Genomic DNA, 25,393 nt, shown 5'->3' with positions numbered 1-25,393 from the left:
GCGGGGCAAGGGCATGAGCGGAATGGTCGATATCGGCGCGGTGTGGGATCGGACGATCGAGTTCGTCAGCGACAATCTGTCGGCTGTCGTGCCGATCGCGTTGATCGGCACCTTCGTGCCCACCACGATTTTCAACAGCATCTTTCCGCTGGCGCTGGTCGGCTCGTCGGGGGAGCAAATCGTGCTTGGCGCGGTGATGGTAGTGCTGGGCCTGTGGATGATGTGGGGCAAGCTGGGCATTGTCGCCTTGGCGCTCGATCCGCACGGCGGTCGAGCCGGCGCCGTTCAGATGGCGGGGAAACGTCTGTTGCCCACCATCGGTATCAACCTGCTGCTGCTGCTCGGTGTTGCCTTGGCGACGGCGCCGATTTTCATCGCGCTGCAGCTCGCAGGGGTTGATTTCGCCGCAGCTGCCGGCGGCCATCCGAGCGAAATCAGCTGGGGTGCCAAAGCCGTCATTGTATCATATTGTATCGTGCTATGCGTTGGCTTGCTGTGGGTTTCCGCGCGCCTGGGCGTGCTTAATCCGACCATCGTGATGGAGCGTCGCGGCGCCGGTGTGTTCGCCCGATCCTTCCGACTGACGCGGGGAATCGCGCTGAAGCTGGTCGGCGTTATGTTGCTTTACGTTATCGTCTCGTTCGTGTCGCAAAAGGCCGCGCAATTCGTCTTCGGCACGGTGTTCGGCCTGGTGTTCGGCAGCGACGGGACGGTATCGCTGTCGGCGGTGCTGACGTCGATCCTCGTCGCCGTCGTCGCCTCCGCGTTCTCGGTGCTCGCCGCCGCCTTTACCGCCAAGCTCTACCGCGCATTGCGCGACGCACGCGAGTCGATCGTCGAAGCGAGATGACGATCGATATTCGCGGCGTATTCCTCGATGCCTGGGCGATGTGGCGACGCGATCGCAGCGTCCTGCTGGCGGTCGCCGGCTTCTTCCTGTTCATGCCGCAGCTGGCCGTGCTGCTGTGGGTTCCCCGTACGGCCTTCGTCGTCGTGAAGGCCGGCGAAAATCCCTCGCCCGCCGATCCGCAGGTCCAGGCCCAGGCGATGGCGGCGCTCGCCAAATATGGGCCGCTCATGATCGGCGCCAATCTCGCGGTCATCTTCGGCTTGCTGGTCATCCTGATGCTTTATCTCGATTCCGCGAGGGGCGACGTCCGTGGCGTGATGCTCGCGGCGCTTCGCCGCCTGCCTGCCTATTTCCTGCTGACGATGATGGTCGATGCCGTCGCGATTCTGGGCGTGACGGTCCTGTATCTGTTGCTGCCCGCCTTGTACGTCATTGGCCGGCTGTTGCTCGCCGGCACGATCTTCGCGGGGGCACGGGTCGGCCCGCTCGACGCGGTGGTGCGCAGCTTCCGCATGACGCGTGGTCGCGGTCTTGTGCTGGCCGGTTTCGCGACATTGATCCTGTTCGCCGGTGAGCTTCTACCACGGCCTGCGCTCGCGCTGGGCGACGTGCTGGATCGCGCGCCGCTCGCCAACCCGGTGTCGGCGCTGATCATCGACGGCGTCGCCGCCGTGCTAATCACCGTGGCGATGCTCGGCGGCGTGCTGGTGCGGATCGCGCTTTACCGGCGGATCGGCGCGAGCAAGGGTATCTGAGGCGCCGCATCGGGCGGCAACAGCCCGAGGATGCGCGGATCGACGAAGGTTTCCACCGTGCGACCGGTCGCGGTAAAACCCGAGGCGCGATAAAATCCCAGCGCGGAGGGATGATCGAGCGTGCAGGTATGCACCCACACCCGCGATACCGATCCGGTCCAGGCGCGCATCAGCGCATGCGCCATCAGCCAGCGACCATGGCCGCTTCCGGTCAGTTCGGGTACCAGACCGACATAAGCCAGTTCGCAGGCGCCCGGCGTGCGAAAATCCAGCTCGAGCAAGCCGACCTCGATGCCGCGCAGGTCGAGCGCCGCAAGCACCGTGACGTCGGGGTCGTGGATGATCCGCGTCAGCGCCGCCTCGTCCATCACCAGTCGCGAGAACCATAGCCATGGCGCCCCGACGCGGCGAAACAGCGCACGATATTTGGCCGGATCGGGTCGCTCCCAGGCGACCAGCCGCAAGGGTGAATCGGGCAACGGACGAAGCGCCGGCCGGCGCGTCATCTCGAGCGTGGTGACGATCGTCGCAATCTCGTTGGCGGCGACCGGGGTCAGCGCCATGCGGTCACGCCCATTCGGCGACGGGCGGCAGGCTCATCAGGATGGCATCGACATTGCCGCCGGTCTTGAGCCCGAACAAGGTACCGCGATCATAAACGAGGTTGAACTCGGCATAGCGCCCGCGCCACGTGTTGCGTTGCGACATGTCGGCGGCCGTGAACGGCTCGGCCATGCGCCGCCGCACCAGCATCGGGTAGACGTCGAGAAAGGCGCGTCCGACATCTTGGGTGAAGGCGAAATTCGCCGCGAAATCGCCTTCGAGATGGTCGTAGAAAATGCCGCCGACACCGCGATGCACCTGGCGATGCGGAATGTAGAAATAGTCGTCGGCCCAGGCCTTGAAGCGCGGATAATGATCGGCATCATGCCTGTCGCACGCCGCCTTCAGGCGGGCATGGAAGTCTGCGGTATCCTCGTCGCGCGGCAGCGGCGGGTTGAGATCGGCACCGCCGCCGAACCAGCGCTTGGTGGTGACGAGGAAGCGCGTGTTCATGTGAACCGCCGGTACGTGCGGGTTGGCCATGTGCGCGACGAGGCTGATGCCGGTGGCGAAGAAGCCGGGATTGTCGGCCGCGCCGTGGATCGTCTTGGCGAAATCGCCCTCGAACGTGCCGCCGACGGTCGAGACGTTGACGCCGACCTTTTCGAAGACCTTGCCCTTCATCACCCCGCGCACGCCGCCGCCGCCGGGCGAACCGTCGGGGTCGGTGCGGTCCCACGCCGTATAGTCGAACGACGCGTCGGAGCCGGCCTCGCGCTCGATCGTCTCGAATTCGGCACAGATCATGTCGCGCAACTGCTCGAACCATGCGCGTGCGGTGGCTTGCTGGTCGTCCAATTCGATCATGCGGGAAATCCTCCGGTCTGCCGCAACGCTTCCGCCACTGCGATGCCCGCCGCGACCGCGACATTCAAGGAGCGAAAACCGGGCACGAGCGGAATTCGCACCGCAAGATCGGCGCGCGCGTGGACGTTGGCAGGCGCGCCCGTGCCCTCCGACCCGAGGAGGAGCGTGTCGTCTTGCGCAAAGGCGGCCGCGTCGAGGCGCGTGCCGCCCTGCGTGGTCAACAGCACGATCCGTCCCGTCGTCGCCTCGACAAAGGCGTCCCAGTCGGGATGGCGTGTGACGCGCGCCTGCGCCGCATAATCCATTCCGGCGCGCGCAAGGGCGCGGTTCGAATAGGCGAATCCCATCGGCTCGATCAGATCGACACCAACGTCGAGGCAGGCGGCGAGACGCAGGATGGTGCCGACATTGCCGGCGATATCCGGCTGATAAAGGGCGAGGCGCATCGTAGCCGCATAGCGCGCTGGTCGCGTTAGGTTCAATCGGCGCGCGCGGCTAAAGACACGGCTGTTGCCGGTAATCCACCGGACCCCCCAAAATGCTGTTGGCAAAGCCGCATGCCCGCGTCTATCAGGCCGCAGCCGCCAAGGGGTCGGACGGCGCGGCGGGCCATGCCAATGTCGCTGCACCGTCCTCGAAGAGCGAACTGCAAGGGCAAGTGAATGGCAATTGATACCGCTGTGCCGTCGGGTGACGGTCCGATTTCTTCCCCCGACCATGCCGAAGGCATCCGCCGTCGCGACTGGATCAACATCGCCGCGGTTTCGTGGATCGGGGTGGGCGGCGTTGCCGTGCTGCTGCCGCTGATCAATCAGATGAACCCGTCGGCGGACGTGCTCGCGCAGTCGACCACCGATATCGACCTTGCCGCGATCGAGCCGGGCCAGGCGATCAAGACGCAGTTCCGCAAGCAGCCGCTGTTCGTGCGCAACCTGACGGCGAAGGAAATCGCCGAGGCAGATGCCGTTCCGGTGAGCTCGCTCCGCGATCCCGAGACGCTCGAGCAGCGCACGCGCGGCAAGAAGAACTGGCTGATCACGCTCGGCGTCTGCACGCATCTCGGCTGCGTGCCGCTGGGTGCCGGCGAGGGCGAGGAGCGCGGCCCGTTCGGCGGTTATTTCTGCCCGTGCCACGGCTCGATGTACGACACGGCGGCGCGGATCCGTAAAGGCCCGGCGCCGAAGAACCTCTTCGTGCCCGAGTATAAATTCACGTCGGCGACGACGGTTACGGTCGGTTGAGGACTGAGATATGAGCTTTCCCTGGGCCAAGAACTACACGCCGAGCAACGGCTTCACCAAATGGATGGATGAGCGGCTTCCCGTGCCGCGTCTCGTCTACAACGCCGTCGGCGCCGGTTATCCGGTGCCGCGCAACCTCAACTATTTCTGGAACTTCGGCGTGCTCGCCGGCGCCGCGCTCGGCATCCAGATCATCACCGGCATCGTGCTGGCGATGCATTATGCCGCCAACGGCGCGATCGCGTTCGATTCGGTCGAGCACATCATGCGCGACGTCAATGGCGGCTGGTTCCTGCGTTATGCGCACGCTACCGGCGCCTCGATGTTCTTCGTGGTGGTCTATATCCACATGTTCCGCGGGCTTTATTACGGCTCGTACAAGGCGCCGCGCGAAATGGTGTGGTTGCTCGGCGTGGTGATCTTCCTGCTGATGATGGCGACCGCCTTCATGGGCTATGTCCTCCCCTGGGGTCAGATGAGCTTCTGGGGGGCGCAGGTCATCACCGGCTTCTTCTCGGCCATACCGGGGGTCGGCGAGACGGTCCGCATCTGGCTGCTCGGCGGTTTCGCGCCGGACGATGCGGCGCTCAACCGCTTCTTCTCGCTGCACTATCTCCTGCCGTTCGTGATCGCCGCGGTGATCATCCTGCACATCTGGGCGCTGCACATTCCGGGTTCGAACAACCCGACCGGCGTCGAGGTCAAGGGCGAGCAGGACACGGTGCCGTTCCACCCCTATTACACCGCCAAGGACGGCGTTGGTCTCGGCGTGTTCCTGCTGGTGTTCGCGGTGATCCTGTTCTTCTACCCGAACGCGCTCGGCCACCCGGACAATTACATCCCGGCCAACCCGCTCTCGACCCCGGCGCACATCGTTCCCGAATGGTATTTCTGGCCGTTCTACGCGATCCTGCGCGCCTTCACCGCAGACTTCCTGCTGCCGGCGAAGCTGTGGGGCGTGCTGGCGATGTTCGGCTCGATCCTGCTGCTGTTCTTCCTGCCCTGGCTCGACTCGTCGCCGGTGCGCTCGGCCAATTATCGACCGGCCTATCGCATCGCCTTCATGGTGCTGGTGGTCGACGTTCTGGTGCTGGGCTATTGCGGCGGATCGCCGGCGAGCCCAGGCTACGTCATCACGAGCCAGATCGCGGCGGCCTATTATTTCGCGCATTTCCTGATCATCGTGCCGCTCATCTCGCGCGCCGAACGGCCGCGGCCACTACCCAATTCGATCACCGAGGCGGTATTGGCGAAGCATGGTGGCACTTCGCCGAGCGACACCGCGCTCGCCGGCGCGCACTGAGTTCGAAGGGGCACGATAGAAATGGTTCGCAATCTCGCAATGCTGATCGGCGCGGCGTTCGTCGCCGTGCTCGGCTGGGCGCTGGTCGGCTCGGTGAGTGGCCTCTTCTCCGATCCCGTCGGGAAAACCGCCGTGGAAGAGTTCCACCTTCACCCGAAGGAAGTGGCGTTCGCCTCTGACGGGCCGTTCGGGAAATATGACGTCGGTCAGCTGCAGCGCGGCCTGCAGGTTTACAAGGAAGTCTGCGCGAACTGCCATTCGCTCAGCCATGTCGCGTTCCGCGATCTCAAGGATCTCGATTATAACGACGGCCAGGTGAAGAAGTTCGCCGCCGACTGGGGCACCAAGCAGGCGACGCTCGACCCCAAGACCGGCACCGCCGGCGAGCGCGCCAACCTGCCGTCGGATTACTTCCCCAAGGTCTATTATCCCGGCCAGGGCAATCCGCCCGACCTGTCGCTGATCACCAAGGCGCGGCATGACGGCACAGCCTATGTCTATTCGTTGCTGACCGGCTATGCCGAGCAGCCAGCGGCATTGCTAAAGCAGTTCCCGGACGCCAAGTCGCCCGACGGGACCTATTACAATCCCTATTTCGCCAACCTCAACATCGCGATGCCGCCGCCGCTGAGCTCTGATGGGCAGATCACCTATCTCGACGGTACCAAGTCGACGGTGCAGCAGAACGCCAAGGACATCGCGGCGTTCCTGACCTGGGCGGCAGAGCCGAAGCTCGAGGCGCGGCACAATGCCGGCTTCGCCAGCGTCATCTTCCTGCTGATCTTCTGCTTCCTCGCTTGGGGCGCCTATCAGAACGTCTGGCGCGACAAGAAGCATTGATCGTTTGTGCGGGCCGGTTCATCGGAACCGGCCCGTCGCACTGCCGTTGATACGGGGGCGCGCGGTCGCCACGTTTCGCCCTGTGGAATGCGGCCCAAATTATCCGTCAAAATTCTAGCCGCTGACGCCTGCTCGTCGGCGGCTTTGCCTTGTCCGGCTGTGTCGGAGGCGGGTACGGCTATGGCGGCGGCGCACGCCGTTGCCGCATCCCCAACCCGGCGCCGGCCTTCGCCTCCTCGTCTATGTGGTGATTGGGGCGGCGATCTCACCCTGCTGGCGTTTCGCGCTGGGCTCTTTTGTTCACGCTAAGGTGCGAAGGCGCGAAAATGATGGTTCACGCGGAGGCGCGGAGACGCGGAGGAGTTTGGCTTTGCGCCTTCGCGCCTTCGCGTGAAAAATCGCTCTATTGAAGCGAGTTCCTGCTCGGCGGGGTGAGACACACTCCGCGTCTCCGCGTGAGCAATTTTCCCTTTGGTGCGCGCTGGCATGGCGATCTCCCAAAGCGTGGTACCGGTGGGGGAAGACATGAGGCGATAGGTCTCGCCGCTCTCGCGCCGACCGCCGCAGGTCAGGTGGTCGGACGCGTCGCCACCAGGCCCGTCGAGACGAAGGTCATCACCGGCTGGTTATGCTGGTTGAATACTGTCACGCGGCTGTGGAAAATACCCATTTCCGGCCGGCTCTGCGACGCGCGCTTGTCGAGCACTTCGGTTTCGCAGCGCAGCGTGTCGCCGGGATAGACTGGTTTCAACCAGCGCAGTTCGTCCAATCCCGGTGAGCCGAGTCCGGCCTGTTTGTTGGCCTTCAGATTCTCCACCATCATCGCCATGGTCATGGCGCAGGTGTGCCAGCCGCTCGCTGACAGTCGGCCGAAATGCGTCGCGGCGGCTGCCTCGTCGGAGAGATGGAAGGGCTGGGGGTCGTAACGCTGGGCAAAGGCGATAACCTCTTCGTGGGTCACCTCGTAGCGGCCGAAGCTGGACTTGGTGCCGACCGCGATATCCTCGAAATATTGCATCAATGAAGAACCTTCTTGAACGGTGCGTCGTCGCCATCGAGCCCGGTGGCCGCCGGCAAGCCGAGCAGATCACGGAGCAACGGGGCGACATCGACATTGTCGAAATCGGCGAGCGTGCCGGCGGACTTGATGTCGGGGCCGGCGGCGACGAACAGCGCGGCCATTTCCGGCGCCATATTGTCATAGCCGTGATTGCCCAGATCGCCCTCTTTGGTCGGCGTCGTCTTCACCGCCAGCCAGCCGGTTTCGGCAAGGCAGAAATAGGGTGGGATGCGCGGGTTGCTGCCATAGTGGAAGCGCGCCGGGATCTCGCTCTTGCGCCAGCATTGCAGATGGTCGTGCGGCTTCAACAGCGCCATTTCGAGCGCCGACTCACGGCCGGGAACCGCGTAGAAGCTGGCAAACGGGCCGGTGTCGAACAGACGATAGTCGGCCGGGTCGGCAATCTGGTCGATCGCGATCGTCCGCGCGCGGCTGGTCGCGGCCATGCCGTGATCGGCGACGATCACGAGATTGGCGGGTTGGCCGAGTTGCTGGAGGCCGGCGACGAGCTCACCGATCGCGGCATCGACCTCGCCAACCGCCCTGGTCGTTTCGGCGGCATCGGGGCCGTAGGTGTGGCCGGCGGTGTCGACCGTATCGAAATACAGCGTGATCAGCTGCGGCCGTGTCGCTGCGGGGCGTCGCAACCAGTCGAGCACACCGTCGATGCGCTGATGCGCGGGGATCACCATGTCGAACGGCCACCAGTCGCGCGGACGGACGCCGCCTGTGACTGCATTAGGCCAGTCCTGCGCCATCGTCCCGCCCCAGGCGACATTGGAACCGGGCCAGAACATCGTCGCGCTGCGCACCCCGGCCTTCTCGGCCGTCGCCCAAATCGGCTCGGCGGCGTTCCACCAGAAGGGGTCCTTGCTGTCCTCCATGGTGAATTTCTTGCCCGCGCGTGCGACGTCTTCCATGCTGTTGGAGACGATGCCGCTGCGATCCGGCCGCATGCCCGTCACCAGCGTCCAGTGGTTGGGAAAGGTCTTGGACGGAAAGCTCGGATGCATCGTCGCAGAGATGCCGCGCGCCGCGATGGCATCGAGATAGGGCGTCACGCCGCGCGATCGATAATCGGCGCGAAAGCCGTCGATCGAGACGAGGATGGTGACGGGCGCGCGCGCCTCGACCGGCGCGGCGACGGCGGCACCTTGCGGTGCCGGTGTCGTGGCACAGGCGGAGAGGCCGATGGCAAGCAGGGCAGCGAACAGCGGACGCAAACGAACCATCGGCGACTCCTTGACGATAGCGCCTAATGCCCGAGCGAGAGCTTCGCGAACAGGCTGAAGCTCACCGGAAACTTGCCATAGACGATATCAAGCGCCGCCGGCTTGGCGTAGACCCCGACCGACCCGCCCAGCGCGGCCTGGACCGGCCCGGCGACCTTCAGGCGATAGGCATAGCCGCCCTCCAGCTTGCTGACGCGGAAGGTGCGGTCGTGCAGCGGATCGGCGGGGTTGGGGAACAGCTCGTCGTTGGCGACATTCTCGAACCTTGCGAACAGCGTATGGTGGCGGTCGAGATCCCAATTGGCCTCGGCCAGCCAGGCGGTGAGCGAGCGGCCGGGCTGCTTGTTCTTGATTGCAAAGCCGATCGTCGTCGCCAGGCCGCCATGGGCATAATGCACGCTGGCCGTCGTGCGCGCCTCGTCGATGCCGGGCTCGAGTTGCTCGCCGCTGTGGATCTTGCCATGGCTGACCTGCACCGCCCAGGCCGGGGCCGGCGTCCAGGTGGCGCGCACGCTCCATGAATCGAGCTTCGGCGTCTCGATGTTCCAGCGATGCTCGTCGGGCTCGCGCCCGCGGAATGCCGATCCCTCGATCTGCCAGTGCGGCGTGGCGATGCCGCCGGTGACGACCCCGAAGGCGATATGCGTGCTGTCGAACCAGTGATGCGTGATCGGGCTGTCGGGCATATATTGCGCCGAGGCGCGGTGCATGAAGGCGGAGGGGCCGAGCGCGGGTTCGGCAACCGGGCCGCCATAGACGAAGACGCTGCTGTTCGCGGCGATGTCGACATCGACCCGCCCGGCGAGCTCCATGAACAGGTCGTGCGGGTGCTGGCGGTCGATCAGCGGATTGGCGCCATCGGCGGTCTCGCCGGTGGCGAAAAGGTTGGGGTAACCGCGCGGCCCCATCAACGGCTCGAGGCTCAGCATCGAGCGTAGCTGAAGATGCACGCCGGGGCCGAGGTCGCGCGCGGCGGTGAGCATGAGCATCGACGAGACATAGGCTTCGTTCGCACCGCGCGGGCCGCCCTGGTCGGTATAGACGCCCCAGACATAGCCGTGGAGCATCAACATCCAGCCGCCGGTAGCGAAGTGCAGCCCGTGCATCGCGCCTTCGGCGGCGGGCAGGCGCGCGGTGCCCGAGCCGGCCGCATAGGCGCCGCCACCGCCGGTCATCGTCATGCCGGGCATGTTCGGGTCCATTGCCGGCGTCGCGTCATGGCCGGCATGCGCGGCGGGCGCCGGTGTTGCGCCGCCGCCGGTCGCGGGCGGCATCGCCATGCCCGGCATATTCGGGTCCATCGGCGCGTCCGTGCCGTGATCGGCATGGGACGGCGACGCGGGTGCTGCCTCCCCAGGCGTCGGTGCTGGCATCACCATGCCCGGCATGTCCGGTGTCATGGAATTGTGGTCGACTGGTACCGCGGGGGGTGATGGCGTGGTGCTGGCCGGTGCGGGTGACATCGGCATGGTCATGCCGTCCATCTGCCCGTGCTCCGGTGATGGCGCGGGCGGTGCGGCGCGGCTCGCCTTTGGATTCGCGCGGTGGACCGTGGCGCGCGGCGTCGGGTGACGTGCCGGCTTGGGCGTCGGCCTGGCTTCAGGTTTTGGTGACGGTTTGGGCATGGGCATATGCATGCCGGGCGCCATGGTTTGCGCCGCGGCGGAAAGCGGCAGCAACGCCGCCACGGCGACCGTGGCGAGCAGGGGGTAACGGGACATCGAACATTCTCCGGATCGGGGCAGGGCATGGCGAGGCGCACGGCCTCGCTGGCTCAGCCGATGCGGCGTGGCGGGGGCGTGGCCGGTGGTGCCGGCGGTGCGAGATCGAGCGTCGCGATGCGCGACGCCAGCGGCAGCGGTGCCGTCAGCACGGGGCTGGCGGGGATGTTGCTGCGCCATGTCGATGGCGGGATGCAGCCCGCGCAGACATGTTCTGCTGCGGTGCCGTCATGCTTGCCCATCGGCATCGGCACGGACATCGCCATCGCATGCGCGGTGGCGGCGGGCATGTCGTCATGGCAGCCATGACTCGCCATCGCTGGCATCGCCAGCGCGACCATCAGCAGGGCGAGGATCAGCCGCAGCAGCATGGCGGTGCATTAGTCCCGGGAGAGGCTGGCGGCAATGCCATCGCTCAGACGTTGAAGCGGAACAGCATCACGTCGCCGTCCTGGACGACATATTCCTTGCCTTCCTGGCGCAGCTTGCCGGCGTCGCGCGCGCCGCTCTCGCCCTTGAGCGCGATATAGTCGGCAAAGGCGATCGTCTCGGCGCGGATGAAGCCGCGTTCGAAATCGGTGTGGATCTCGCCCGCCGCCTGCGGTGCCTTGGCCCCGGCATGGACGGTCCAGGCGCGTGCCTCCTTCGGGCCGACGGTGAAGAAGGTCAGCAGGTGGAGCAGCTTGTAGCCGGCGTTGATGACACGGGCGAGACCCGTTTCCTCGAGCCCGAGCTCGGACAGGAACTCACCGCGCTCCTCGGGCGCCATCGTCGCGATCTCGGCCTCGATCGCCGCCGAGACGACGACTGCCTCGGCACCCTCTGCCTTGGCCTTTTCGAACACGAGCGCCGACAGCGCATTGCCGTGCGCCGCGTCGCCCTCGTCGACGTTGCACACATACAGCACGGGCTTGGAGGTCAGCAGCTGTGCCTGGGCGAAGACGCGCGCCTCTTCCTCGTCCTTCGGCACGGTCAGCCGGGCGGGCTTGCCGGCGCGCAACAGCTCGAGCGCCTGGCCGAGCACCGCGGCGGCGATCTTGGCTTCCTTGTCGCCCTGCTGGCCCTTCTTGATGTAATTGGGAACGCGCTTTTCGAGGCTCTCCAGGTCGGACAGCATCAGCTCGGTCTCGACCGTCTCGGCGTCGGCGATCGGATCGACCTTGCCCTCGACATGGGTGACGTCGCCATTTTCGAAGCAACGCAGCACATGGACGATCGCGTCGACCTCGCGGATGTTGCCGAGGAACTGGTTGCCAAGGCCCTCTCCCTTCGACGCGCCGCGCACCAGGCCGGCAATGTCGACGAAGCCGAGCTGTGTCTCGATGATCTTGGCCGAGCCGGCGACCGCGGCGAGTTGTTGCAGGCGCGGATCGGGCACCGCGACGTTACCGACATTGGGCTCGATCGTGCAGAACGGATAATTGGCCGCCTGCGCCGCCGCCGTTTCGGTGAGCGCGTTGAAAAGCGTCGACTTGCCGACGTTCGGCAAGCCGACGATGCCGCAGCGGAAACCCATTTTACGATGATCCTTGGAAATCTGGCCGTCCGCCTAGGCGCCCGGCCGGTTTTTCGCAAGTCGCGCGGGCTGGTGGGATGTCGTGCTTGCGTTCGCAGCCAGGCGGAACTCGCGCACTGCGCTCGGCTCATCGATGAATTCGAACGCTTCGTCGGTCCGGTGGAAATCGGCAGTGAGGATGTCACACCGCGTCACGGTCACATCATTGAAGGCCGGCATGGGGGTGACGCCCTTCCCAACAGGGGATCGATATGCGTGTCGCACTGGGGATAACCGTTTCGGTTCTGTGCCTCGCATCGCCGCCGGCAATGGCTGGCACTGGAGCGGCGCCTCGGGGGAGTGCGCCGTTCCAGGATCGGCGGGTTGGCGCTGCCACCGCGCGCCGCGACGCCCCATCTTCGCCGACCTTGCGGATCCACCGCGACGTAACCGCGGTTCGACCGTCACTCGGTGAACAGATCGATGCGGCGGGACGCGTTCGGCAGCGGTTGCGCAGCTCGATGCTCGAATTCTTTCCGAGCGGTGACGGTTTTCATTTCGCTGCCGGCATACGCATGTTCGAACGGCAGAATTTCCAGAACGACGCGCAGCGCGTGACGCACGGCCTGCTCTACAATCCGCGCGGCACGAATGCCGAGAGCATCCGCGCCGGCTTTCGCAACTACACGCCGGCGGTGACGATGGGCTATACCCGCACCGTGTCGGAGGGGCTGACGCTCGGGCTCGAGGGCGGGGCGCTGCTGGGTCGCGCTGCCGCATCGATGCCACGCTCGTTCCGTCTCGCCGCGACGGGCAGCAACGGTGGCGACCATGGCGGGGTCAATCCGGTTGCCAACATGGTCGTCGGCTTTCATTTCTGAACAAATTCAGACCGCTTATTGCCGGTAGTTGAAGCTGATACTGAGCCGCTCGCCCTTGGCGGTGCTGGGCATCACCTCATGCCGCAGCCAGCTTTCCCATAGCAGCACCATGCCCGGGCGCGGCGCGACATGGACGAAGGGTTGGAGCGGCTCGGGCGCGTCGGGCAGGCGTTGTGGTGCCGCCATCATCATCGCCAGCCGCGGATCCTCGAAGCGGATCGCGCCCGATCCCGGCGGGACCTCGACATAGAGCGTCCCCGACACCACGCTGTGCGGGTGGATATGCCCCGAATGCGCGCCGCCGGGCTTGAGGATGTTGACCCACAGGCTGTCGAGCTTGAGCTTGCCGTGCAGCTGAAAGCCGCATTCCGCCGCGAAGGTCGCGACATGCTTGTCGAGCAGCTTGGCGAGGTCGCCGAAGCGCGGGTCGCGGCGCGGCAGGTCGTTGAGCGAGGCGTAGGAGGTGTAGCCGCGATAGCCATGTTCCTTCGACCAGGCGCGCCCGGCTCGGTCGTCCATGGCGAGGTCGCGGCAGGCATCGGCCAGCTCGTCGAGCAACGCGGCATTGCCGAGCTCGCCGTCATAGACCGGCGTTGCGAATAGCTGCCGCACGCTCATGCCATCGATCCCAGCCGCAGCGCAATGTCGTTCATGAAACGCACATCGTCGCCCTTGGCGAGCCACGGCGCTTCCGCCGCGATCGCGCCGAGCAGGTCGGACAGATCGTCCATCTCGGCCTTGGCGAAATTGCCCAGCACATGGCCGGTGACACGATCCTTATGCCCGGGATGGCCGATGCCGATCCGCACGCGGCGGAATTCGGGGCCGAGATGCGCGTCGGTCGAGCGGATGCCGTTATGCCCGGCGGTGCCGCCGCCGCGCCGCACCTTGATCTTGAACGGCGCGAGATCGAGCTCGTCGTAGAACACCGTCACATCCTCCGGGGTCAGCTTGTAGAAACGCATCGCCTCGCCGATCGCGCGGCCGCTCTCGTTCATGAAGGTCGCCGGCTTGAGCAGCAGGATCTTCTCGCCGCCGATCCGACCTTCCAGCGTCCAACCCTGGAATTTCTTCTGCGGCGGCCCGAAGCCATGCACCGCGGCGATCGCATCGACCGCCATGAAGCCGACATTGTGCCGGTGCAGCGCATATTGCGCGCCCGGATTGCCGAGGCCGACCCATAATTGCATCGTCATCGCGTCCGTCAGTTCGCCTCGACCCGGTCGGCATAATGGCCCGCGCGCCGCGTCGCGTCGTCGAGACAATAGCGCTGATGGGTCGCGCGATCGTCGCTGGTCGCCCCCGCCAGCGCCTTGTTGGCACGCGCCGCGAAATCGCTCATCTGCGCATCGCTCAGCCGCGCCGTGATCGAGCCGAGATAGAAGCTCGCCGCCTCGTGGACCGATTCGATCAGCCGGGCATGCTTGGCCTTCTGGTCGTCGGGCAGCTTGTCCTGCGTCTCCGCCACCTGCGACACGAGCATCTCGCAATAGACGTCGCGATCGACACCGGCCGGCAAGGGGGAGGGTTGCTCGGCGGCGATCACGGTGGCGGGCATTGCCGCGAGAACGAGGCAGGCGAAAAGGGGGATGCGGTTCATGATCGGGTGCCTCGGGGAGGATGGCCAGCCTATCGCCGGCTCGTCATAACGCAATGAACAAACGGGCGGGGAAGCCGTGAAGCTTCCCCGCCCGCTAAAGTTCTCGCTGACGCGTGAACCGGGTTGCGGCTCAGGCCTCGCCCTTGTCCTCGGCAGTGGCGTCGTCGGCCGCGGCTTCGGTCGCTTCGACTTCGGCGACATGCTCGTCATGCGCAGCCTCGGCCTCGGCGGCCTCTTCGGCAGCCTGCTCGAGCGCTTCGGACTTGAGCGCCGACGGGGCGATCAGCGTGGCGATGGTGAAGTCGCGATCGTCGATCGCCGACACCGCGCCCTTGGGCAGCTTGACGCTGGAGATGTGGATCGAGTCACCCACGTCGGTGCCCTTGAGCGAGACCTGGATCTCGCCGGGGATGTCGGCCGCATCGCAGATCAGCTCGAGCTCGTGACGCACGACGTTGAGCACGCCGCCGCGCTTGATGCCCTTCGACAGCTCCTCGTCGACGAACACGACCGGCACCTGGACGTGCACGGTGGCGTGCTCGCTGATGCGCAGGAAGTCGGCATGGACCGGACGGTCGGTGACGACGTCGAAGCTGACGTCCTTGGGCAATGTGCGGACAGCCTTGCCGCCATTGTCGATCATCACCACGGAATTCATGAAGTGACCCGTCATCAGGAGACGCATCAGCGCCTTCTCTTCGACGTGGATGGCCACGGGGTCTTGCTTGTTGCCGTAGATCACGGCGGGTACGCGGCCTTCACGACGCAGTGAACGGGAGGCTCCCTTGCCAACCTGTTCGCGCGTCTCGGCGGCGAGCGTCAGTACTTCGCTCATCACAGTCTCCGAAACGATAGGGGTCAATCTTCCCGCCAGGCCTCCAGGGATGACCCTGACCGGAAGCGCGCGCCTATAGGGGAGGGCGGCGTTTTGCGCAAGCGGCGCCATTCCCTCTCCCGGTGGGAGAGGGAGGGAGCGCCAATGGCGCGGAAGGGTGAGGGTAGCAACGCAACGCGCTTGTCCTAACTGCCCTCATCCGGCGCTTCGCGCCACCTTCTCCCAAAGGGAGAAGGATCATTCGATGCGCTGGACCTTCAGGCCCCGCGCGCGCAGCATTGCCGGGAGCGAATCCGACCCGACGAGATGGCCGACGCCGACCGCGACCAGCACGCGCCCCGGACGCGCCATGCGCGCCGCGATCTTGCCGGCCCAGTCGCTGTTGCGCGCCCTGACCACCTGCGCCGCGATCTCCGGCGCGGCGCGGAAGGCGGGATCGATCGTCGCGGCGATGCGGCGTTCGTCGCCGGCGGCCCAGGCCGCGAGCGTCGCCTGATAATCGGCCGAGCCGCTCGCCGCGCTGTCGATCGCGCGGTCGAGCAGGACGCGCTGCGCCGCCTCGGGCAGCCGGTCGAAGGTGGCGAACTGCGCGGCGGCTGTCTCCAGCCCGCTGCTAGGAAGATGGCGCGCGGCGAAGGCTTCGGACAGCCTTGCCTCGACCCCATTCTCGCGCGTGACGCCCTTTGCCGCATTGGGGGCGCCGGCGATGATGAAGGCCGCGGCCCAGCTCTTCTTGCCGTCGATCTGGCGCGCATCGACCCCGCCGGCCTTCAGCGCGGCAGCCAGCACCGCGCGCCGTGCCGGGGAAATACGCTCGGCGATCGGCGGCAGCCCGTTTGCGCTCGCCATCGCCTCGAAGGTCCGCGTCGTGCCCGCCGGGTCGTCCGGCAACTCCATCACCAGCGCAACGGCATGGTCGATCGCATCGCGAATCGCCGGCGTCTGCCAGCGCACATTGGCGGGCAGGACATGGATCGTGCCGAGCAGCCAGATCGTCGTGTCGGCGTCGCTGACACGCCACAAGGCCGGCCGCGCCTCGATCGGGCGCGGCCGGCCGCAGGCGACAGGCAGGAGGAGCGTCAGCGCGACCAGGGCAAGCCGCGCCGACCGGAACTGCCGGCGCATGCTCAATAGGGGATCCGCTCCGCCTTGAGATGGTGCTTGCCGAGCCACGCCTGGACGCTCTGGTCGCCAGCGAGATGCCCCGCGCCGACCGCGATGAACACCGTCCCGGGGGTCTTCAGTCGCTCGGCGATCCACGTCGCCCAGCGCGCGTTGCGGTCGGACAGCAACACCTTGCCGATCTCGGGCTGCTCGCTCATGCCCTCGTTGAGCGTCCGGCCCAGCGCCTCGGGATCGCCCTTGCTCCAGCTCGCGACCATCTCGTTGATCTCGGTGCCGGTCTTGGGCAGGTCGCGTACCGTCATTTCGAGGAACTTGAGTTGGAGCGGTTCGGGCAGCGTGTCGAAATAACCGAATTGCTGTTCGGCGGTTTCCAGGCCGATCACCGGCTTGTGTTCCGTCGCCGCCGCTTCGGTCAGGACATGTTCCGGGCCCTGATTGGGGTCATAGCCGAGCTTCAGAACCGGGATCAGCGCAAGGTTGATCGCCGCCGTCCACGGCTTGGCGCGATCGAGCGCGGTTGCTGGGATGCCGAGATCGGTCAGTGCCTTCACATAGGCGGTACGATCGGGTTCCGGCAGTTTCTCGGTCAGCGTCGGGCCGCTGGTGGTGAACCCGGTCTTCATTACCAGCGCCCGCATAGCTGCCGGATCGGGCATCACGAGTTCGAGCACCAGCGTATCGCTCTTTTCGAACGCCTTCTTCACCGCCTCGTCGAACCAGCTGAGCCCGGGCTTGAGCACATGGATCGTGCCGAACAGATAGATGGTGGTGTCCTTGTCCTTGACCACCCACAAGGCCGGGTCGGCATCGACCATCGTGACCGGCGCGGCTTTGGCCGGTGCGGTAGCGGCCGGGGCAGGGGCCGGCGCGGTTTGCGCGGCCAGGGCGAGCGGGGTGGCCAGCGCCGCCAGCGCGACGGCGACTTTCAACAGGGTACGCATGGGAAAATCCTTCGTATCTGGGGGAAAGGGGGACGGGCTTCAGGAAAATTTGCGGTAGAGATAGACGCCGCCGGTGGTCAGCAGGACGGCGAGGAACATGATGAAATGCTGTGGTTCGGGCACCAGTCCGCCCTTCCACAACAGCAACCACACGGGATAGCCGCCGATCAACACGTTGGTGCCCCATGTTCCGGCGATGAGGTTGTCGCGCCGCTCGAGCTCGTCGATCGCACGATGGTAGCGCAGGCTGCCGATCGTGATCGCCGCGACGGTCACGATGGCCGCGGCGATGGCAAAGGCGGGCGGTATCGACCCGCCGGTCAGCAGACCGGAGTGGTGCGGCTCCAGCAACGCCGTGACGAAGCCGATCACGCCGCCGACCGCAGCAAGCACGGCAAAATACAGCATCACCCGCCGCGACCGCGCGCGCGCCGTCGCTTCGCCGGGACCGATCTCACGCATCGTCATGGCTTGCCTCATCATCGAATATCTCCTCGATCCTCATCTCGAACAGCCTGCCGATGCGGAAGGCGAGCGGCAGTGAAGGATCGTACTTGCCGGTCTCGATCGCGTTGACCGCCTGGCGCGACACGCCGAGCCGCCCGCCTAGTTCCGCCTGGCTCCAGTCGCGCTCGGCGCGCAGAACCTTGAGCCGGTTCTTCACATCCGCCTCCACGTCAGCACCATCACGACAACGCGATCGTGACCAACGACACGGCAACGGTGAACAACGCCGATCCCAGCACGATCCATTCGTCGCGACGCTTGCTTCGTCCCGCGCAGTTGCTTGATGCGTCTGTCATCTGCCGTACCTCAATGTCAGCTCTCCATGACTAAATGTCAGGGACGCGTACGGATGTCAATAACCCCTGACATTTTTTTCGGGCGGGCCATGGCGGCCATGTCGCCGTTAGCGGATCCGCGTCACGCGAATCCCGCGCTGCCGGAGGACGGCGATCACCGATCCCTCGCCGATGAAATGGCCGACGCCAGCGGCAAACAGGACCGTTCCGGGCCGGTCGAGTCGCGCCGCGAGCGCCGCCGCCCAGGCGCGATTGCGATCGGTCATCAACGGGCCGTCGAGCGCCGACGTTCCGCTCGTCGCCGCAAGGTCGCGCGCCAGCGCCGAATCGGGCCCGATTTCGCCGCGCGACCAGCTCTCGACCGGTGCGCGCAGCGCGGCGAGCGTCGGCGGCGGCGCGTCGAGCGCGGCATCCAGCATCCGCCGTTGCTCGGCTTCCGGGATCGCGTCGAGCGAGGCCATCACCTGCGCGCCGTCCTCGATCGACTCGACCGGCTTGTGCGCGGCACGGAAGCGCTGTTCGAGCCAGTCGTCCGCGCCAGGACCAGATCGCGCACCGATGCGATATTCGCGGACGAAGCCGACCGACAGCGCGACGATCCAGGTCGGCATGCCGTCGAGCAGTTTGATCGCCGGCGTCGGCAGGTCGCGGACGAAGCGCGCCAGCGCGGCGCGGTGGCCGGGCGAGACGCGCGCGGCGATCGGCGGCAGCGGACGCGTCGCCACCGCGCCGTCGAGCGCGTCCGCCGCGGTGCGGGCGTCGACCGATTCGACCAGCAGAATATCCGCCGCCGCGACGACGCGATCGAGTTCCGCGCTGCGCCAGCGATAGCCGCGCGGCAGCGCGTGGAGCGTGCCGAACAGATAGATGCGCGTGTTACGATCGCTGATCAGCCAGATTGCCGGATCAGGCCCAGAGCGCGAACCCCCCTGGCGTGGCGTGGCCTGTGCCGCTCCAGCCGCCCACAGCACGGCCAGCGCCAGCAAAGCCGTCACGCCGCCCCGGGGCAGCCGCGCGAATCGTCGGCCTGTCATCACGATGCAACGTGGAAGCGCCACGTCCTGCCGTCAATCGCCGCCACCGCTGCGGCACCATTGACCGCTCCCGACCCATACGCCAAAGCGCGCGCGTCCGTTTACCGCAGTTGCGAAGGTGCATATCTTGGCCGGCCAGCCGCTGAGTTTCCAGCGCATGATCCTCACGCTCCATGACTATTGGAGCGAACGCGGCTGCGTGATCCTGCAGCCTTATGACATGGAGATGGGCGCGGGCACCTTCCATACCGCGACAACGCTGCGCGCGCTCGGCCCCGATCCGTGGAACGCGGCGTTCGTCCAGCCGTGCCGCCGCCCGACCGACGGCCGCTATGGCGAGAACCCCAACCGGCTGCAGCATTATTATCAGTATCAGGTGATCCTCAAACCGAGCCCGCCCGACCTGCAGGAACTGTATCTCGGCTCGCTCGCGGCGATCGGCATCGACTTCACGCATCACGACATCCGCTTCGTCGAGGACGATTGGGAAAGCCCGACGCTCGGCGCCTGGGGGCTGGGCTGGGAAGTGTGGTGCGACGGCATGGAGGTGACGCAGTTCACCTATTTCCAGCAGATGGGCGGTTTCGACTGCAAGCCCGTCGCCGGCGAGCTGACCTACGGGCTCGAGCGGCTCGCAATGTATATCCAGAACAAGGACAGCATCTACGACCTCGCCTTCAACGACAGCGGCGTGAGTTACGGCGACGTCTTCCTCGAAAACGAGAAGCAGATGTCGGCGTGGAATTTCGAGGTCGCCAACACCGACAGCCTGTTCGACCAGTTCCGCAAGCATGTCGCCGAATGCGAGAACTGCCTCGACGCGAAGCTGCCGATCCCGGCTTATGAGCAGGCGATCAAGGCCAGCCACGTCTTCAACCTGCTCCAGGCGCGCGGGGTGATCTCGGTCGCCGAACGTCAGGCCTATATCGGCCGCGTCCGCGATCTGGCGAAGGGCAGCTGCCAGGCATGGATGGAGAAGAACGGGTGGGCGGCGTGAGCGTGGTACTTCTCATTCCTCCCCATGCTTGCATGGGGAGGGGGACCGCCGGCGTAGCCGGTGGTGGAGGGGCGTTGGAGCGCGGTTACTTCGCCGCGCTCCAATTCCCCTCCACCACTTCGTGGTCCCCCTCCCCATCTGCGATGGGGAGGAACTAGATGACCGACTTCCTCCTCGAACTGCGCTCGGAAGAAATCCCGGCGCGCATGCAGGACAAGGCGCGCGAGGATCTCGCGCGGCTGTTCGCCGCCGAGCTCGACAAGGCCGGCCTCAAGGCGGCGGTGATCGAAACCTTTGCCACGCCGCGCCGGCTGGTGCTGATCGCGCGCGACCTGCCGGCCGAGACCGCCGCGGTCAGCGAAGAGATCAAGGGGCCGCGCGCCAGCGCCCCCGAGCAGGCGCTCGACGGTTTCCTGCGCAAGACCGGCCTGACCCGCGACCTGCTCGTCGAGCGCGCCGGCGTGCTCTATGCGGTGATCGACAAGCCCGGCCGTGCGACCGCCGAACTGCTGGCCGAAGCGATCCCGGCGATCATTCGCGCCTTCCCCTGGCCCAAGGCGATGCGCTGGGGCGCGGCGTCGCAATCGACCGAGAGCCTGCGCTGGGTCCGCCCGCTGCACGGCATCGTCGCGCTGTTCGGCGACGCGGTCGTGCCGTGCGAGATCGCCGGCGTAACCAGCGGGTCGGCGACGCTCGGGCACCGTTTTCACCACCCCGGTGTGATCACGATCGGCTCGGCGAGCGATTATGTCGAGAAGCTGCGCGCCTGCCACGTCATCATCGACCAGGAGGAACGCCGTGCGATCATCCGCAATCGCGCGACGGCGCTTGCCGCCGCGGCCGGTCTCGAACTGATCGAGGACGAGGGGCTCGTCGCCGAAAATGCCGGCTTGACCGAGTGGCCGGTGCCGCTGCTCGGCCGCTTCGACGCGGCCTTTCTCGACGTGCCGCCCGAGGTCATCCAGCTCACCGCACGCGTAAACCAGAAATATTTCGTCTGCCGCGACGGCGCCGGCAATCTCGCCAACGCCTTTGTCTGCACCGCCAATATCGACGCGGTCGATGGCGGCGCCAGAATCGTCGAGGGCAACCGCAAGGTGCTCGCCGCGCGGCTCAGCGATGCGCGCTTCTTCTACGAGACCGACCTCAAGGTGCCGCTCGACGCGCAGGCGCGGAAGCTCGAAAAGATCGTTTTCCACGACAAGATCGGCACGCTGGCGGAAAAGGTCGACCGCGTCGCCAAGCTGGCGCGTTGGCTGGCGGAGCAGGGGATGGTGCGCGGCGCCGACCCCGATCTGGCCGAGCGCGCCGCGCGTCTCGCCAAGGCCGATCTCGTCACCGGCATGGTCGGCGAATTCCCCGAGCTGCAGGGGCTGATCGGCGGCTATTATGCCCGCGCGCAGGGCGAGCCGATCGAGGTCGCGGCGGCGATCCGTGACCATTACAAGCCGGTCGGGCAGGGCGACATCGTGCCGACCGCGCCCGTCACCGTCGCGGTGGCGCTGGCCGACAAGCTCGACACGCTGTCGCTGTTCTTCCTCAACGGCATGCCGCCGAGCGGGTCGAAAGACCCGTTCGCGTTGCGCCGCGCCGCGCTCGGCGTGCTCGAACTGATCACCGTCAACGGCATTCGCGGCAGCCTCGCCGACCCCGCTGTCATCTCGCCCGCCTTGTTCGTCGGCCGCAAGCTGGGCGGCGCTGCGCAGCAGAGCTTCGGCGAGATGGTTTCACTGCGCAAGGAACTCGGCCTCGATATCTCCGAGCAATGGCAGGCGCGCGAAGGCGCGCAGGTCGAGCGGAAGTTGCTCTCGGGCGATTTCCACGGCGCGGTCTACGACACCTATATCGCGCCGACCTGGGAGAAGCTTCTGAGTTTCTTCGCTGATCGGCTCAAGGTCCAGCAGCGCGAGGCCGGGGTGCGCCACGATTTGATCGACGCGGTATTTGCTCTCGGCGGCGAGGACGATGTCGTTCGCCTGCTCGCGCGTGTCCATGCGCTGCAGGCGTTCGTCACCACCGAGGACGGCGCCAACCTGCTCGCCGGCTACAAGCGCGCCGCCAACATCCTCAAGAAGGAGGGCTTTAGCGCGCTGGAGAATATGCCGCTGTCCTACACCCCCGAACCGGCCGAAAGCGCGCTGATCGCGGCGCTCGATTCGGCCGAGCCGGGTGCGCGCGATGCGGTGGCGGGGGAGGATTTCGCCGGGGCAATGGCGGCATTGGCAAGCTTGCGCGCGCCGATCGACCGGTTTTTCGAAGCGGTGACGGTCAACGATGCCGATCCCGAAAAGCGCCTCGTCCGGCTCGGTTTGCTGGCGCGGGTCCGTGACGCCGTGCAGGCGGTGGCGGATTTCTCGAAGATCGAAGGGTGAGATTCCTCCCTCTCCCCGCTGGCGGGGAGAGGGAGCAATGATGACGCAATATGTCTACCGCTTCGGCGGCGGTGTTTCGGATGGCGGCAAGGGGGACAAGAACCTCCTCGGCGGCAAGGGCGCGAACCTCGCCGAGATGGCGTCGATCGGCCTGCCGGTTCCCCCGGGTTTCACCATCTCGACCGAGATGTGCACGCGTTATTATGATGAGGGCGGCGCCTTCCCCGACAGCCTGCGCGACGAGGTCGCGACCGGCATTGCGCATATCGAACAGGTAACCGGGCGCAGGTTCGGCGACGCCGCCGACCCGCTGCTCGTCTCGGTCCGTTCGGGCGCGCGCGCCTCGATGCCGGGCATGATGGATACGGTGCTCAACCTCGGCCTCAACGACACCACCGTTCAGGGGCTCGCCGCGACCTCGGGCGACGATCGCTTCGCCTGGGACAGCTATCGTCGCTTCATCCAGATGTATTCGGATGTCGTGCTCGAACTCGACCATGACAGTTTCGAGGAAGCGCTCGAGATCGCCAAGGAAGACAAGGGCTATTTCCTCGACACCGATCTCAGCGCGGCCGACCTCCAGGCGCTGGTCGCCGAATATAAGGGCCTGGTCGAGCAGCAATGGGGCAAGCCCTTCCCGCAGGACGTGCATGACCAGCTATGGGGTGCGGTCGGCGCGGTGTTCGGCTCGTGGCAGTCGGAGCGCGCCAAGGTCTATCGCCGGCTCAACGACATTCCCGCGGCCTGGGGTACGGCGGTCAACGTCCAGGCGATGGTGTTCGGCAATATGGGCGAGACCTCGGCAACGGGCGTGGCGTTCACGCGCGATCCGGCCAAGGGCGACCGCGCTTATTATGGCGAGTTCCTGATCAACGCGCAGGGCGAGGACGTCGTCGCTGGGATCCGCACGCCGCAATATCTCACCCATGCCGCGCGGGTCGCCGCCGGGGCCAAGCCGGCTTCGATGGAAGAGGCCATGCCCGAGACCTTTACCGAGCTGGCCGGAGTGTTCGACCTGCTCGAGAAGCATTATCGCGACATGCAGGACATCGAGTTCACCGTGCAGCAGGGCAAGCTGTGGATGCTGCAGACGCGATCGGGCAAGCGCACCGCCAAGGCCGCGCTCAAGATCGCGGTCGACATGGCCGAGGAAGGGTTGATCACGCGCGAGGAGGCGGTCGCCCGCGTCGACCCGGCCGCGCTCGACCAGCTGCTTCACCCGACGCTCGATCCGGCGGCGAAGCGCGACGTGCTGACCAAGGGCCTGCCCGCCAGCCCTGGCGCCGCCTCGGGCAAGGTCGCGTTCGACAGCGACACCGCCGAGAAGCGCGCCGCCGCCGGCGAGAGCGTCATCCTCGTGCGGATCGAGACCAGCCCGGAAGACATTCACGGCATGCACGCCGCGCGCGGCATCCTCACCGCGCGTGGCGGCATGACCAGTCACGCTGCCGTGGTGGCGCGCGGCATGGGCCGCCCGTGCGTCTCGGGTGCCGGGACGATCTCGATCGATGCCAAGGCGGGCGTGATGCGTGTCGCCGGCCGCGAGGTGCGCGACGGCGACATCATCACGATCGACGGCTCGACCGGCGAAGTGATGATGGGCGAGGTGCCGACCGTACAGCCCGAACTGGCCGGTGATTTCGGCACGCTGATGGTGTGGGCCGATGGCGTGCGCCGCCTCAAGGTCCGTGCCAATGCCGAAACCCCGCTCGACGCGAAGGTCGCGCGCGAATTCGGCGCCGAGGGCATCGGCCTGTGCCGCACCGAGCACATGTTCTTCGATGCCGCGCGGATCACCGCGGTGCGCCAGATGATCCTGGCCGAGGACGAGGCCGGCCGCCGCGTCGCGCTCGACAAGCTGCTGCCCGAGCAGCGCAGCGATTTCGTCCAGCTGTTCGAGGTAATGGCCGGCCTGCCGGTAACGATCCGACTGCTCGATCCGCCGCTGCACGAATTCCTGCCCCACGAGGAAGCTGAATTCGCCGAGGTGGCGCGCGCCGCCGGGGTCGATATCGGCATCCTCAAGCGCCGCGCCGCCGAGCTCCACGAATTCAACCCGATGCTCGGCCATCGTGGTTGCCGGCTCGGCGTGACCTATCCCGAAATCTACGAGATGCAGGCGCGTGCGATCTTCGAGGCGGCGATCGAGGTGGCGGAGAAATCAGGCGCCGCGCCGATCCCCGAGGTGATGATCCCGCTGGTCGCGACGCGGCGCGAGCTGGAATTGATGAAGGCCGTGGTCGACAAGGCCGCACAGGCGGTGTTCGCCGACAAGGGCCGGACGATCGAATATCTCGTCGGCACGATGATCGAGCTGCCGCGCGCCGCGCTGATGGCCGGCGAGATCGCTGAGGTCGGCGCGTTCTTCTCGTTCGGCACCAACGACCTGACCCAGACCACGCTCGGCGTCAGCCGCGACGATGCGGCGCGCTTCCTGACGACCTATGTCGAGCGCGGCATCTACGCCAAGGATCCGTTCGTCAGCCTCGACATCGAGGGTGTCGGCCAGCTGATCGAGATGGCGGCCGAGCGGGGCAGGGCGACGCGACCCGACATAAAGCTCGGCATCTGCGGCGAGCATGGCGGCGACCCCGCCTCGATCGCCTTTTGCGAGAAGATCGGGCTCGATTACGTCTCGGCCTCGCCCTACCGCGTGCCGATCGCACGGCTGGCGGCGGCGCAGGCGGCGCTGGCGAAGAAATAGCATTCAAGCTTTTGCCGGTCAGGGTGGGTTCGATACCCAATCCAAGCGTGCGTGACGCTATCAAGCCCCTCCCCTTTAGGCTACAGCATTCACACATCGTGGTTGCCATGTGGTTTTTGGTCTGATTCGATGTCCTTGAGAGCGGGAGGACATGATGGAGCAGACGCTGGGCCGATTTGGAGATCGGCGCCTGG

General features: G+C 66.3%; 28 protein-coding genes. 10 read left to right on the top strand and 18 right to left on the bottom strand.

Annotated elements, in window-relative coordinates; translation table 11 throughout:
- The first annotated feature begins 88 nt into the window (after nucleotides 1-88).
- Both U1839_RS23860 and U1839_RS23855 read left to right on the top strand, forming a co-directional pair.
- The gene (locus tag U1839_RS23860; RefSeq protein WP_332806064.1) at nucleotides 89-850 is read left to right on the top strand and encodes a hypothetical protein; all 762 of its coding nucleotides are present in this window, start codon (nucleotides 89-91) and stop codon (nucleotides 848-850) included.
- Nucleotides 847-1,605 carry a hypothetical protein gene (locus U1839_RS23855; RefSeq protein ID WP_332806063.1) on the top strand — a complete coding sequence of 253 codons (759 nt, stop codon included), beginning with the start codon at nucleotides 847-849 and terminating at the stop codon, nucleotides 1,603-1,605. Before U1839_RS23860 ends, U1839_RS23855 begins: the two co-directional genes overlap by 4 nt.
- Here U1839_RS23855 and U1839_RS23850 read toward each other — a convergent pair.
- Genes U1839_RS23850 through U1839_RS23840 form a run of 3 tightly spaced genes read right to left on the bottom strand, consistent with a single transcriptional unit; the run spans nucleotide 1,572 to nucleotide 3,461 of the window.
- Nucleotides 1,572-2,168 carry a GNAT family N-acetyltransferase gene (locus U1839_RS23850; RefSeq protein ID WP_332806062.1) on the bottom strand — a complete coding sequence of 199 codons (597 nt, stop codon included), beginning with the start codon at nucleotides 2,166-2,168 and terminating at the stop codon, nucleotides 1,572-1,574. The genes U1839_RS23855 and U1839_RS23850 overlap by 34 nt on opposite strands.
- Nucleotides 2,169-2,172: 4 nt before the next feature.
- Nucleotides 2,173-3,015, bottom strand: coding sequence for an oxygen-dependent coproporphyrinogen oxidase (hemF, locus tag U1839_RS23845; RefSeq protein WP_332806061.1), 843 nt, complete (start codon nucleotides 3,013-3,015; stop codon nucleotides 2,173-2,175).
- Entirely contained in the window at nucleotides 3,012-3,461 is a 450-nt protein-coding gene (locus U1839_RS23840; protein ID WP_332806060.1) for a tRNA (cytidine(34)-2'-O)-methyltransferase, read from the bottom strand. Before U1839_RS23840 ends, hemF begins: the two co-directional genes overlap by 4 nt.
- Nucleotides 3,462-3,553: 92 nt before the next feature.
- Between U1839_RS23840 and U1839_RS23835 the strand changes: the two genes are divergently transcribed.
- The 4 genes from U1839_RS23835 to U1839_RS23820 are packed head-to-tail and all read left to right on the top strand — an operon-like array spanning nucleotide 3,554 to nucleotide 6,399.
- Nucleotides 3,554-3,688 carry a hypothetical protein gene (locus tag U1839_RS23835; RefSeq protein WP_281125445.1) on the top strand — a complete coding sequence of 45 codons (135 nt, stop codon included), beginning with the start codon at nucleotides 3,554-3,556 and terminating at the stop codon, nucleotides 3,686-3,688.
- Nucleotides 3,678-4,256 carry a ubiquinol-cytochrome c reductase iron-sulfur subunit gene (petA, locus tag U1839_RS23830; protein ID WP_332806059.1) on the top strand — a complete coding sequence of 193 codons (579 nt, stop codon included), beginning with the start codon at nucleotides 3,678-3,680 and terminating at the stop codon, nucleotides 4,254-4,256. The genes U1839_RS23835 and petA overlap by 11 nt, the downstream gene beginning before the upstream one ends.
- A 10-nt stretch (nucleotides 4,257-4,266) precedes the next feature.
- Nucleotides 4,267-5,559, top strand: a complete 1,293-nt coding sequence (locus U1839_RS23825; protein ID WP_332806058.1) for a cytochrome b — start codon at nucleotides 4,267-4,269, stop codon at nucleotides 5,557-5,559.
- Between the two features lie 21 nt (nucleotides 5,560-5,580).
- A complete protein-coding gene (locus tag U1839_RS23820) occupies nucleotides 5,581-6,399 on the top strand; it encodes a cytochrome c1 (RefSeq protein WP_332806057.1) in 819 nt (272 codons plus the stop codon).
- 568 nt (nucleotides 6,400-6,967) lie between these two features.
- On the opposite strand, the gene U1839_RS23815 is transcribed toward U1839_RS23820, so the two are convergent.
- Genes U1839_RS23815 through U1839_RS23790 form a run of 6 tightly spaced genes read right to left on the bottom strand, consistent with a single transcriptional unit; the run spans nucleotide 6,968 to nucleotide 12,147 of the window.
- The gene (locus tag U1839_RS23815; protein ID WP_332806056.1) at nucleotides 6,968-7,417 is read right to left on the bottom strand and encodes a MaoC family dehydratase; all 450 of its coding nucleotides are present in this window, start codon (nucleotides 7,415-7,417) and stop codon (nucleotides 6,968-6,970) included.
- A complete protein-coding gene (locus U1839_RS23810; RefSeq protein ID WP_332806055.1) occupies nucleotides 7,417-8,691 on the bottom strand; it encodes an alkaline phosphatase family protein in 1,275 nt (424 codons plus the stop codon). The genes U1839_RS23815 and U1839_RS23810 overlap by 1 nt, the downstream gene beginning before the upstream one ends.
- A gap of 23 nt (nucleotides 8,692-8,714) precedes the next feature.
- The gene (locus U1839_RS23805) at nucleotides 8,715-10,412 is read right to left on the bottom strand and encodes a hypothetical protein (RefSeq protein WP_332806054.1); all 1,698 of its coding nucleotides are present in this window, start codon (nucleotides 10,410-10,412) and stop codon (nucleotides 8,715-8,717) included.
- Between the two features lie 53 nt (nucleotides 10,413-10,465).
- Entirely contained in the window at nucleotides 10,466-10,783 is a 318-nt protein-coding gene (locus U1839_RS23800) for a hypothetical protein (RefSeq protein WP_332806053.1), read from the bottom strand.
- Between the two features lie 44 nt (nucleotides 10,784-10,827).
- Entirely contained in the window at nucleotides 10,828-11,928 is a 1,101-nt protein-coding gene (gene ychF, locus U1839_RS23795; RefSeq protein ID WP_332806052.1) for a redox-regulated ATPase YchF, read from the bottom strand.
- A gap of 33 nt (nucleotides 11,929-11,961) precedes the next feature.
- Nucleotides 11,962-12,147 (bottom strand): hypothetical protein, encoded by a 186-nt coding sequence (locus U1839_RS23790; RefSeq protein WP_332806051.1) that lies wholly within the window; start codon nucleotides 12,145-12,147, stop codon nucleotides 11,962-11,964.
- Between the two features lie 281 nt (nucleotides 12,148-12,428).
- Here U1839_RS23790 and U1839_RS23785 point away from each other — a divergent pair, with 281 nt between their 5' ends.
- Entirely contained in the window at nucleotides 12,429-12,788 is a 360-nt protein-coding gene (locus U1839_RS23785) for a hypothetical protein (protein ID WP_332806050.1), read from the top strand.
- Nucleotides 12,789-12,803: 15 nt separating this feature from the next.
- On the opposite strand, the gene U1839_RS23780 is transcribed toward U1839_RS23785, so the two are convergent.
- The 9 genes from U1839_RS23780 to U1839_RS23740 form a co-directional block, all read right to left on the bottom strand.
- Nucleotides 12,804-13,406, bottom strand: a complete 603-nt coding sequence (locus tag U1839_RS23780) for a TIGR02466 family protein (RefSeq protein ID WP_332806049.1) — start codon at nucleotides 13,404-13,406, stop codon at nucleotides 12,804-12,806.
- Nucleotides 13,403-13,978: an aminoacyl-tRNA hydrolase gene (gene pth / locus U1839_RS23775; RefSeq protein ID WP_332806075.1), complete on the bottom strand. Its 576-nt coding sequence runs from the start codon at nucleotides 13,976-13,978 to the stop codon at nucleotides 13,403-13,405. The genes U1839_RS23780 and pth overlap by 4 nt, the downstream gene beginning before the upstream one ends.
- A gap of 14 nt (nucleotides 13,979-13,992) precedes the next feature.
- The gene (locus U1839_RS23770) at nucleotides 13,993-14,388 is read right to left on the bottom strand and encodes a hypothetical protein (protein ID WP_332806048.1); all 396 of its coding nucleotides are present in this window, start codon (nucleotides 14,386-14,388) and stop codon (nucleotides 13,993-13,995) included.
- A gap of 130 nt (nucleotides 14,389-14,518) precedes the next feature.
- A complete protein-coding gene (locus U1839_RS23765; RefSeq protein WP_332806047.1) occupies nucleotides 14,519-15,223 on the bottom strand; it encodes a 50S ribosomal protein L25/general stress protein Ctc in 705 nt (234 codons plus the stop codon).
- Nucleotides 15,224-15,460: 237 nt separating this feature from the next.
- A complete protein-coding gene (locus U1839_RS23760; protein WP_332806046.1) occupies nucleotides 15,461-16,348 on the bottom strand; it encodes a TraB/GumN family protein in 888 nt (295 codons plus the stop codon).
- 2 nt (nucleotides 16,349-16,350) lie between these two features.
- Complete coding sequence (locus U1839_RS23755) at nucleotides 16,351-17,289, bottom strand: TraB/GumN family protein (RefSeq protein ID WP_332806045.1); 939 nt, start codon at nucleotides 17,287-17,289, stop codon at nucleotides 16,351-16,353.
- A gap of 39 nt (nucleotides 17,290-17,328) precedes the next feature.
- Nucleotides 17,329-17,772: a hypothetical protein gene (locus U1839_RS23750; RefSeq protein ID WP_332806044.1), complete on the bottom strand. Its 444-nt coding sequence runs from the start codon at nucleotides 17,770-17,772 to the stop codon at nucleotides 17,329-17,331.
- Nucleotides 17,744-17,953, bottom strand: a complete 210-nt coding sequence (locus U1839_RS23745) for a helix-turn-helix transcriptional regulator (protein WP_281125426.1) — start codon at nucleotides 17,951-17,953, stop codon at nucleotides 17,744-17,746. The genes U1839_RS23750 and U1839_RS23745 overlap by 29 nt, the downstream gene beginning before the upstream one ends.
- A gap of 246 nt (nucleotides 17,954-18,199) precedes the next feature.
- Nucleotides 18,200-19,126, bottom strand: coding sequence for a TraB/GumN family protein (locus U1839_RS23740; RefSeq protein WP_332806043.1), 927 nt, complete (start codon nucleotides 19,124-19,126; stop codon nucleotides 18,200-18,202).
- Between the two features lie 127 nt (nucleotides 19,127-19,253).
- On the opposite strand from U1839_RS23740, the gene U1839_RS23735 reads away from it, so the two are divergent.
- The 3 genes from U1839_RS23735 to ppdK all read left to right on the top strand — a co-directional run bounded on the left by U1839_RS23735 (nucleotide 19,254) and on the right by ppdK (nucleotide 25,199).
- Nucleotides 19,254-20,123 carry a glycine--tRNA ligase subunit alpha gene (locus tag U1839_RS23735; RefSeq protein ID WP_281125423.1) on the top strand — a complete coding sequence of 290 codons (870 nt, stop codon included), beginning with the start codon at nucleotides 19,254-19,256 and terminating at the stop codon, nucleotides 20,121-20,123.
- A gap of 158 nt (nucleotides 20,124-20,281) precedes the next feature.
- On the top strand, nucleotides 20,282-22,495 hold the full coding sequence (gene glyS / locus U1839_RS23730) for a glycine--tRNA ligase subunit beta (RefSeq protein ID WP_332806042.1): 2,214 nt from the start codon (nucleotides 20,282-20,284) through the stop codon (nucleotides 22,493-22,495).
- A gap of 40 nt (nucleotides 22,496-22,535) precedes the next feature.
- Entirely contained in the window at nucleotides 22,536-25,199 is a 2,664-nt protein-coding gene (gene ppdK, locus U1839_RS23725) for a pyruvate, phosphate dikinase (protein WP_332806074.1), read from the top strand.
- Nucleotides 25,200-25,393 lie beyond the last annotated feature (194 nt).

Origin of the sequence: Parasphingomonas halimpatiens (assembly GCF_036663795.1) — a bacterium.
Taxonomy (GTDB): domain Bacteria; phylum Pseudomonadota; class Alphaproteobacteria; order Sphingomonadales; family Sphingomonadaceae; genus Sphingomonas.
The sequence above is the reverse complement of the archived record's forward strand: the minus strand, read 5'-3'. Positions and strand labels throughout refer to the sequence as shown.

Excerpts from the sequence above, each read along its gene's own strand:
- U1839_RS23800 (WP_332806053.1), bottom strand. The coding sequence starts at position 10,783 with ATGCTGCTGCGGCTGATCCTCGCCCTGCTGATGGTCGCGCTGGCGATG.
- U1839_RS23785 (WP_332806050.1), top strand. The coding sequence starts at position 12,429 with ATGCTCGAATTCTTTCCGAGCGGTGACGGTTTTCATTTCGCTGCCGGC.
- U1839_RS23840 (WP_332806060.1), bottom strand. The coding sequence starts at position 3,461 with ATGCGCCTCGCCCTTTATCAGCCGGATATCGCCGGCAATGTCGGCACC.
- U1839_RS23850 (WP_332806062.1), bottom strand. The coding sequence starts at position 2,168 with ATGGCGCTGACCCCGGTCGCCGCCAACGAGATTGCGACGATCGTCACC.
- U1839_RS23820 (WP_332806057.1), top strand. The coding sequence starts at position 5,581 with ATGGTTCGCAATCTCGCAATGCTGATCGGCGCGGCGTTCGTCGCCGTG.
- U1839_RS23755 (WP_332806045.1), bottom strand. The coding sequence starts at position 17,289 with ATGCGTACCCTGTTGAAAGTCGCCGTCGCGCTGGCGGCGCTGGCCACC.
- petA (WP_332806059.1), top strand. The coding sequence starts at position 3,678 with ATGGCAATTGATACCGCTGTGCCGTCGGGTGACGGTCCGATTTCTTCC.
- U1839_RS23810 (WP_332806055.1), bottom strand. The coding sequence starts at position 8,691 with ATGGTTCGTTTGCGTCCGCTGTTCGCTGCCCTGCTTGCCATCGGCCTC.
- pth (WP_332806075.1), bottom strand. The coding sequence starts at position 13,978 with ATGCAATTATGGGTCGGCCTCGGCAATCCGGGCGCGCAATATGCGCTG.
- U1839_RS23770 (WP_332806048.1), bottom strand. The coding sequence starts at position 14,388 with ATGAACCGCATCCCCCTTTTCGCCTGCCTCGTTCTCGCGGCAATGCCC.
- U1839_RS23750 (WP_332806044.1), bottom strand. The coding sequence starts at position 17,772 with ATGATGAGGCAAGCCATGACGATGCGTGAGATCGGTCCCGGCGAAGCG.
- glyS (WP_332806042.1), top strand. The coding sequence starts at position 20,282 with ATGACCGACTTCCTCCTCGAACTGCGCTCGGAAGAAATCCCGGCGCGC.
- U1839_RS23740 (WP_332806043.1), bottom strand. The coding sequence starts at position 19,126 with ATGACAGGCCGACGATTCGCGCGGCTGCCCCGGGGCGGCGTGACGGCT.
- U1839_RS23855 (WP_332806063.1), top strand. The coding sequence starts at position 847 with ATGACGATCGATATTCGCGGCGTATTCCTCGATGCCTGGGCGATGTGG.
- U1839_RS23780 (WP_332806049.1), bottom strand. The coding sequence starts at position 13,406 with ATGAGCGTGCGGCAGCTATTCGCAACGCCGGTCTATGACGGCGAGCTC.
- U1839_RS23760 (WP_332806046.1), bottom strand. The coding sequence starts at position 16,348 with ATGCGCCGGCAGTTCCGGTCGGCGCGGCTTGCCCTGGTCGCGCTGACG.
- U1839_RS23835 (WP_281125445.1), top strand. The coding sequence starts at position 3,554 with ATGCTGTTGGCAAAGCCGCATGCCCGCGTCTATCAGGCCGCAGCCGCC.
- U1839_RS23765 (WP_332806047.1), bottom strand. The coding sequence starts at position 15,223 with ATGAGCGAAGTACTGACGCTCGCCGCCGAGACGCGCGAACAGGTTGGC.
- U1839_RS23815 (WP_332806056.1), bottom strand. The coding sequence starts at position 7,417 with ATGCAATATTTCGAGGATATCGCGGTCGGCACCAAGTCCAGCTTCGGC.
- ychF (WP_332806052.1), bottom strand. The coding sequence starts at position 11,928 with ATGGGTTTCCGCTGCGGCATCGTCGGCTTGCCGAACGTCGGCAAGTCG.
- U1839_RS23825 (WP_332806058.1), top strand. The coding sequence starts at position 4,267 with ATGAGCTTTCCCTGGGCCAAGAACTACACGCCGAGCAACGGCTTCACC.
- ppdK (WP_332806074.1), top strand. The coding sequence starts at position 22,536 with ATGACGCAATATGTCTACCGCTTCGGCGGCGGTGTTTCGGATGGCGGC.
- U1839_RS23790 (WP_332806051.1), bottom strand. The coding sequence starts at position 12,147 with ATGCCGGCCTTCAATGATGTGACCGTGACGCGGTGTGACATCCTCACT.
- hemF (WP_332806061.1), bottom strand. The coding sequence starts at position 3,015 with ATGATCGAATTGGACGACCAGCAAGCCACCGCACGCGCATGGTTCGAG.
- U1839_RS23805 (WP_332806054.1), bottom strand. The coding sequence starts at position 10,412 with ATGTCCCGTTACCCCCTGCTCGCCACGGTCGCCGTGGCGGCGTTGCTG.